Annotated in this window: 4 protein-coding genes; 2 read left to right on the top strand and 2 right to left on the bottom strand. The window is 72.0% G+C overall.

The window, feature by feature from the left end:
* On the top strand, positions 1-1,705 hold a 1,705-nt coding region (locus tag ASF38_RS07955), incomplete at its 5' end, for a DEAD/DEAH box helicase (RefSeq protein ID WP_235497512.1).
* Positions 1,706-1,795: 90 nt separating this feature from the next.
* On the opposite strand, the gene ASF38_RS07950 is transcribed toward ASF38_RS07955, so the two are convergent.
* Both ASF38_RS07950 and zwf read right to left on the bottom strand, forming a co-directional pair.
* Positions 1,796-3,721 carry a glycoside hydrolase family 15 protein gene (locus ASF38_RS07950; protein WP_056575013.1) on the bottom strand — a complete coding sequence of 642 codons (1,926 nt, stop codon included), beginning with the start codon at positions 3,719-3,721 and terminating at the stop codon, positions 1,796-1,798.
* Complete coding sequence (zwf, locus tag ASF38_RS07945; protein ID WP_055961508.1) at positions 3,718-5,127, bottom strand: glucose-6-phosphate dehydrogenase; 1,410 nt, start codon at positions 5,125-5,127, stop codon at positions 3,718-3,720. The genes ASF38_RS07950 and zwf overlap by 4 nt, the downstream gene beginning before the upstream one ends.
* A gap of 309 nt (positions 5,128-5,436) precedes the next feature.
* On the opposite strand from zwf, the gene ASF38_RS17965 reads away from it, so the two are divergent.
* The coding region (locus ASF38_RS17965) for a hypothetical protein (protein WP_200914454.1) at positions 5,437-6,696 on the top strand (1,260 nt) is incomplete at its 3' end.

Here is a 6,696-nt window from a genome sequence, read left to right as displayed (position 1 = left end):
GCCCACCCCCGATGCAGCCGTGCGCGTCGACCGCTCCGTGGTCCCCCGCTCCGTCATCGCGCGCCAGCTGGCCAACCCCTTCATGGCCCCCGACTTCACCGACGAACCGCCTCCGCGCACCGGCCCCAGCCGTCTGGCCACGTGGGAGCTCCTCGGCCCGCTGCTGTCGTCGTTCGAGCGCGCCGCGGCCGGCGCCCCGGCCTGCATGGAGCTGCCCGAGCCGATCCCCGGCATCGTGCGCGGCCCCGAGCTGATGCGCCACCAGGCCGAGCTCGTCGCTGCTGCGGCCGACGGTCACCGCACCTTCTTGCTGGCCGACGAGCCGGGCCTGGGCAAGACGGCCCAGTCGCTGCTCGCGGCCCAGGCCGCGGGCGCCTTCCCGCTGCTCGTCGTCGTCCCCAACGTGGTCAAGGCCAACTGGGCACGCGAGGCCGGGCTATGGACGCCGCACCGCCCCGTCACCGTGGTGCACGGCAACGGCGACGACATCGACGCCTTCGCCGACATCGTGGTCGTCAACTACGAGATCCTCGACCGGCACGCCGGCTGGCTCGGCGACCTGGGCTTCCGGGGCATGGTGCTCGACGAGGCCCACTTCATCAAGAACACGTCCTCCCAGCGCTCGCGCCACGTGCTCAAGATCGCCGACCGCATCCGCAGCCGCACCTCGCGGCCGCTGATGATGGCGCTCACCGGCACCCCCCTCATCAACGACGTCGACGACTTCCGCGCCATCTGGCAGTTCCTCGGCTGGATCGACGAGAAGAAGCCGATGCCCGAGCTCATGCACGCGCTCGACGAGACCGGTCTGACCCCGCTCGACGCCGGCTTCTTCCCTGCCGCGCGCCAAGCCGTCATCGACCTCGGGATCGTGCGGCGCCGCAAGATCGACGTGGCCGCCGACATCCCCGCCCGTCGCATCGCCGACATGCCCGTCGAGCTCGACGGCGAGGCCGGGCGGTCCATCCGTGCGGCCGAGGCCGAGCTGGCCCGCCGTCTGGTGGCCCGCTACGACCGCGCCGCCGCCGCTCGCATCGAGGCCGGCCACCCGGTCGCGGAGGTCCTCGACCTCGACCTCGTGCGCAAGGTCGCCGCCTGGGAGCGCGAGGAGGCCAACGAGTCCACGGGCGAGAACGTGTTCTCCATGGTGCGTCGCATCGGCCAGGCCAAGGCCGGGCTCGCGGCCGACTACACCGCTCAGCTGGCGCGCAGCGTCGGCAAGGTCGTGTTCTTCGCCAAGCACCTCGACGTGATGGATGCCGCGCAGAAGGCGTTCGAGGAGCGTGGCATCGGCTACACCTCGATCCGGGGCGACCAGACCGCCGCGGCCCGCACCAAGGCGATCGACGCGTTCCAGAACGACCCGGGCACGCAGATCATCGTCTGCTCGCTCACCGCGGCCGGCGTCGGCATCAACCTGCAGGTCGCGTCGAACGTGGTCCTGGCCGAGCTGTCGTGGACCGACGCCGAGCAGATGCAGGCCATCGACCGCGTGCACCGGATCGGGCAGAGCGAGCCCGTCACGGCGTGGCGCATCATCGCCTCGCAGACGATCGACAGCCGCATCGTCGAGCTCATCGACAGCAAGGCCGGGCTCGCCGCGCGTGCCCTCGACGGTGAGGACACGGAGGTCGAGGCGACCGACGTCCAGCTCGAGGCGCTCGTCGGCATCCTGTCCGACTCCCTGCGCTCCCGCCGCCGCTGACCCGAACGTCTCCCCGTCTCGGACACTTCTCGGGGTGTCCGGAGCCCGAAAGTGCCCCGGACGTGTCCGAGACGGAGGGACTGGCGCGGGTCAGCCGAGGGCGCGGTCGAGGTTGATCGCGGCACTGATGAGCGAGAGGTGCGTGAAGGCCTGCGGGAAGTTGCCCAGCTGGTCACCCGTGGCGCCGATCTGCTCGGCGTACAGCCCCAGGTGGTTGGCGTAGGTGAACATCTTCTCCAGCGCCACCTCGGCCTCGCGGTGCCGTCCGGCCCGGGTCAGGGCCTCCACGTACCAGAACGAGCACAGGCTGAACGTGCCCTCGCCGTCGTGCAGGCCGTCGCCGTCGGTGTCGGTGTCGGCGACGCCGTCGGGCGCGGCGTGCACGTCGTACCGGAACACCAGGCTGTCGGCGACCAGCTGGTCCTCGATCGCGGCGAGCGTGGAGAGGAAGCGCGGGTCCACCGGCGAGCAGAACTTGACCATCGGCATCAGCAGCACGCCCGCGTCGAGCACGGGGGCGTCGGCCTGGTCCGCGTCGGGGTCGACCTCGGCCAGGGTGAACGTGCGGTGGTGCTCGTCCCAGTGGTTCGTCAGGATCTCGTCGTGGATCGCGTCGCGTACCCGCGCCCACGCCGACAGGTCACCGGGCAGCCCTCGCTGGCGGGCCATGCGGATCATCCGCTCCACCGCCACCCAGCACATGAGCCGGCTCGTGGTGTGCGCCCGCACGTCGCCGCGGATCTCCCACATGCCGGCGTCGGGTGAGTCCCAGTGCTCCATCACCCAGTCCAGCACGCGGCGCAGGTCGTTCCAGGCGTCGTGGCTGATCCCGGGGCCGTACTTGTCGAACAGGTAGACCGCGTCGATGACCTCGCCGTAGATGTCGAGCTGCAGCTGGTCGACCGCGCCGTTGCCCACTCGCACCGGGCGCGAGTCGGCGTAGCCGGCCAGGTGGTCGAGCGCGTGCTCGTCGACCGGCGCCGACCCGTCGATGTCGTAGAGCACCCGCAGGGGTCCCAGTCGCTCGGCGTCGTCGCGCTCCTCGCCCAGACGCTCGGACAACCAGCGCGTGAACGCGTTCGCCTCCGAGGTGAACCCGAGCCGGAGCAGCGCGTACAGGCTGAACCCGGCGTCGCGGATCCACACGTACCGGTAGTCCCAGTTGCGGGAGCCGCCGATGGTCTCCGGCAGGCTCGTCGTGGGCGCCGCGACGACGGCGCCGGTCGGCTCGTGCGTGAGCAGCTTGAGCGTGATCGCCGACCGGTGCACGGTCTCGCGCCAGCGTCCCTTGTAGGTCGACTGCGAGATCCATCCTCGCCAGAACGCCGACGTCGCCACGAAGAGCGCCGACGTGTCCTCGACGCCGCACGTCTGGAACGCCGACGGCTGCCCGTCGGTGGTTCCCGTCGGGTCCTTGCCGGCGTCGAGGACCTCGAGCACGAACAGTGCGTGCTCGCCCTCGTCGAGCGTCACCTCGGCGACGACGTCGAGCCCGTCGACCTCGAGCGCCACCGTGGAGCTGATCCCGAGCCGGACGGCGGGATCGTCGCCGAGCGCCGGAGCCGACACGACGATGCCGCCGTCGACCTCCTCGACCTCGGGGTCCTGCCGTGCGTAGTGCGGTCGTGCCGCCACGCGAGAGCGCACGACCGACCGGCCGCGCACCGCGGTGACACGCCGCACGAGTCGTTGGCGGTGGTCGGCGTCCTCGGCCTTCAGCACCGGCATGAAGTCGTGCACCTCCACGACGCCCTCCTCGGTGAGGAAGCGCGTGGCGAGGATGGCGGTGTCGGGGAAGTAGAACTGCTGGGAGCGCACCGAGCCGTCGACGGGGCTGAGCTCCCACGACCCTCCCTTGTCGGCGTCGAGCACCGACGCGAAGACGCTCGGTGCGTCGAAACGGCCCGGGCAGAACCAGTCGATCGTGCCGTCGGTGCCCACCAGTGCGGCGGTCCGCAGGTCGCCGATCAGTCCGTGGTCCGCGATCGGCAGCGGTGGCGTGGTCGGGCGAGTCACCGCAGGTGCCAGCCGCGCTCGCCCGCGAGATCGAGTGCCGCCTGGGGTCCCCAGGACCCCTGGGCGTACGTCTGCACCGGTGGCGGGTCCTCCAGCACGGGCGTGATGACCTGCCAGAGCCGGTCGACCTCGTCGCCCCGGGTGAACAGCATCTGGTCGCCCTGCATCACGTCGAGCAGCAGGCGCTCGTACGCCTCGAGCGGCCGGTGCTCTTCGTCCTCGTCCTCGGCGTCGGGCAGCGTGAGGGTGGCGGCGGCACGCTCGAGCTCGAACGTCGGCCCGGGGCGCTTCACGTTGAGGCTCGCCGTCACCTCGGGCACCTCGCCCAGCTCGAGGACGAGACGGTCGTCGCCGTCCTCGCGCGACTCGAACAACGGCTCGGGTGCGCGGAAGAACAGCGTCACCGTCCGGCGGGTCGCCGCCATGGCCTTGCCGGTGCGCAGCAGGAACGGGACACCGCGCCAGCGGTCGGTGTCCACGTGCACGCGCACGGCCACGAAGGTCTCCGTCGTGGAGTCGGCGTCGACCCCGTCCTCGTCGGTGTAGCCCTCGTACTGCCCGCGCACCACGTCGTCGGGGGCCAGCGGCTGCACCGCCTCGAACACGGCGGCCTTCGCGTCGCGCAGGTGGTCGGCGTCGATGCCGTCGGGCCGCTCCATGGCCAGGAAGCCGAGGACCTGCGACAGGTGCGTGGAGACCATGTCGCGCAGTGCACCGGTGGCCTCGTAGAACGCGCCCCGGCCTTCGATGGTCAGCTCCTCGGGCACGTCGATCTGCACGGCGCACACGTGCTCGGCGTTCCACGACGGCTCGAGCAGCCCGTTGGCGAACCGCAGCGCCAGCACGTTCTGCACCGCCTCCTTGCCCAGGAAGTGGTCGATGCGGAACACGGCGTCCTCGCCGGCGACGTCGTCGAGCGTGGCCTGCAGCGAGCGCGACGACTCCAGGTCGGTGCCGAACGGCTTCTCCACGACGATGCGGGCGTCGTCGGCGATGCCCTCGGCGCCCAGCATGCGGATCATCGGCTCCATCGCGGCGGGTGGCACCGACAGGTAGACCAGGCGACGGGCGTCGTCGCCCAGCTCGGACTCGGCATCGCGCACCGCAGCCGCCAGGGCGCTGCCGTCGTCGGCGTCCGACGTCTGGAACGTCACGCGGGAGACGAACGCGTCGGCGACGTCGGCGTCGAGCTCGTCGACCGTGTCGCGCAGACCGTCGAGCACCTGCTGGGCGAAGTCGCCGTCGGGCTCGTGCCGTCCTGACCCGATCACCCGGTAGTCGGCGGGGAGGCGGCCGGCCGCGGCCAGGCGGTACAGGCCGGGGAACAGCTTGCGACGGGCGAGATCGCCGGTGGCGCCGAAGAGCACGACGACGTGCGGCGGCAGGGCGGTGGGGGAGTCAGGCACGACACGTCCTCGCGTCGGGGGAGCAGGGGCACCACCCACGCTAGGAGCGGGTGGGTGATGCCGCATGGCGACCGCGGCGGAAGGAGCGCGTCCGACGAGGAGGAATCGGACGCCCCGGCGCTTCTCGAGGGCTCCGGGACGTCCGTCCGGGCATCGCGCCACACCCCTGGAGGCGGGCGTGCCCAGGGCAGCATATCCGAAGTTGGACTTTCGTTCGTGTACGGCGCCTCGGGGTGGTCGCTACGATGACGCTCCGACGATGCGTCGACGACGCCTGGACGCCGTCCGGGACCCGGGGGAGGGGTGGCCGTGAGCGACGCCGAGATGGACGGACCCGACTCGGACCGCCTGTGGGGTGCGGAGTGGTGGGAGCGTCTCGCCGACGCGCGTGAGCGGTGGCGCGAGGGTCACGTCGGGACGGCACGGACCCTCGACGGGGTGGTCCGCACCGCCTTGTTCGTCGCCTTCGCCGTGCTCGTCGTGACGGTCAGCGTCTCGCCGGTCCTGCGCGCGGGACTCGGTGCGTGGCTGGGCGGAGCCTGGCTGGCGCTGCTGGGCTTCGTGCTGCTGCGCACCAAGACCATCGCCTGGTCGACGTACTGGTGGATCTTCACGGTCGCGCTCGGCTGGTCCTTCGTCGCGAGCGTCGGTCTGGGTTCGCTGGCCTCTTCCGTCTCGGCCAGGGGCGCGGAGGCCGCAGGTCCGGCGGTGGGCATCGCGTCGATCGGCGAGGAGGCGCTGAAGCTGGCGCCCCTGCTGCTCATCGCGGTCTTCGCCCCAGGACGGGTGCACCGCTTCTCGGTGGCCGACTGGGTGCTCGTCGCCCTGGCGAGCGGCGCGGCCTTCACGGCGGTCGAGGAGTTCATCCGACGGGTCGCGAGCATCGGTCTCGAGGGTGGCGGCGTCCCCGACAGCTTCCTGTCGTTCGGGGTCTCCGGGCTGCAGCTGGCCTACGACGGGGCGGTGGCCTACCCCGGCCACCACGCCGCCACCGGCATCACGGGTGCAGCGGTGGGGCTGGGCATCGCGCTGGTGCGTCGGGCACGGCGCGACATCGGCTGGCGGAGGGCGGCGCTGCTCGCCGCCGGGGTCGCGCTCCCGGTGCTCGTGTGGTGGCTCTTCGTCGTGCGGCACGCCGCGCTCAACGCCTTCGGCGTCGGCGTCGACCTGCCGGGGCCGATGGCCTTCACCGAGGCGCTGCTGCCACCTGCGTGGGGACGCACGCTGACCGTGCTGCTGGTGCTCCTGCTGGTGCAGCTCGTCGACGCCCGACGCCTCGCCCGCTGGCGGGACGCCAGCCTGGAGGACGGTCCCACCCCCGCCTGGCTCGACCGGCTGCTCGACACGACGGAGCGCTGGCGTGCCGCGGACGGCCCCGCGCGGTACGGAGCCCCCGTCGTGGAGAGCGCCGGCCACCTCGGCCACGTGGTCGGGCGCGACGTGCGCCAGCTCGCGGAGGTCGTCGGGAGCCAGGATGGGACGAACCGATGGTCGATCCTGCGGTCTTCTCGTACGCTCTTGGCCATGCAGCGAGAGATGCGACAGATCGTCCAGCACCTGGATGGCGCT

Origin of the sequence: Aeromicrobium sp. Leaf272 (genome assembly GCF_001422865.1) — a bacterium.
In the GTDB taxonomy this organism is placed as follows: Bacteria; Actinomycetota; Actinomycetes; order Propionibacteriales; family Nocardioidaceae; genus Aeromicrobium.
Note: the sequence above shows the minus strand (reverse complement) of the source record. Positions and strands in the feature narration are given on the sequence as shown.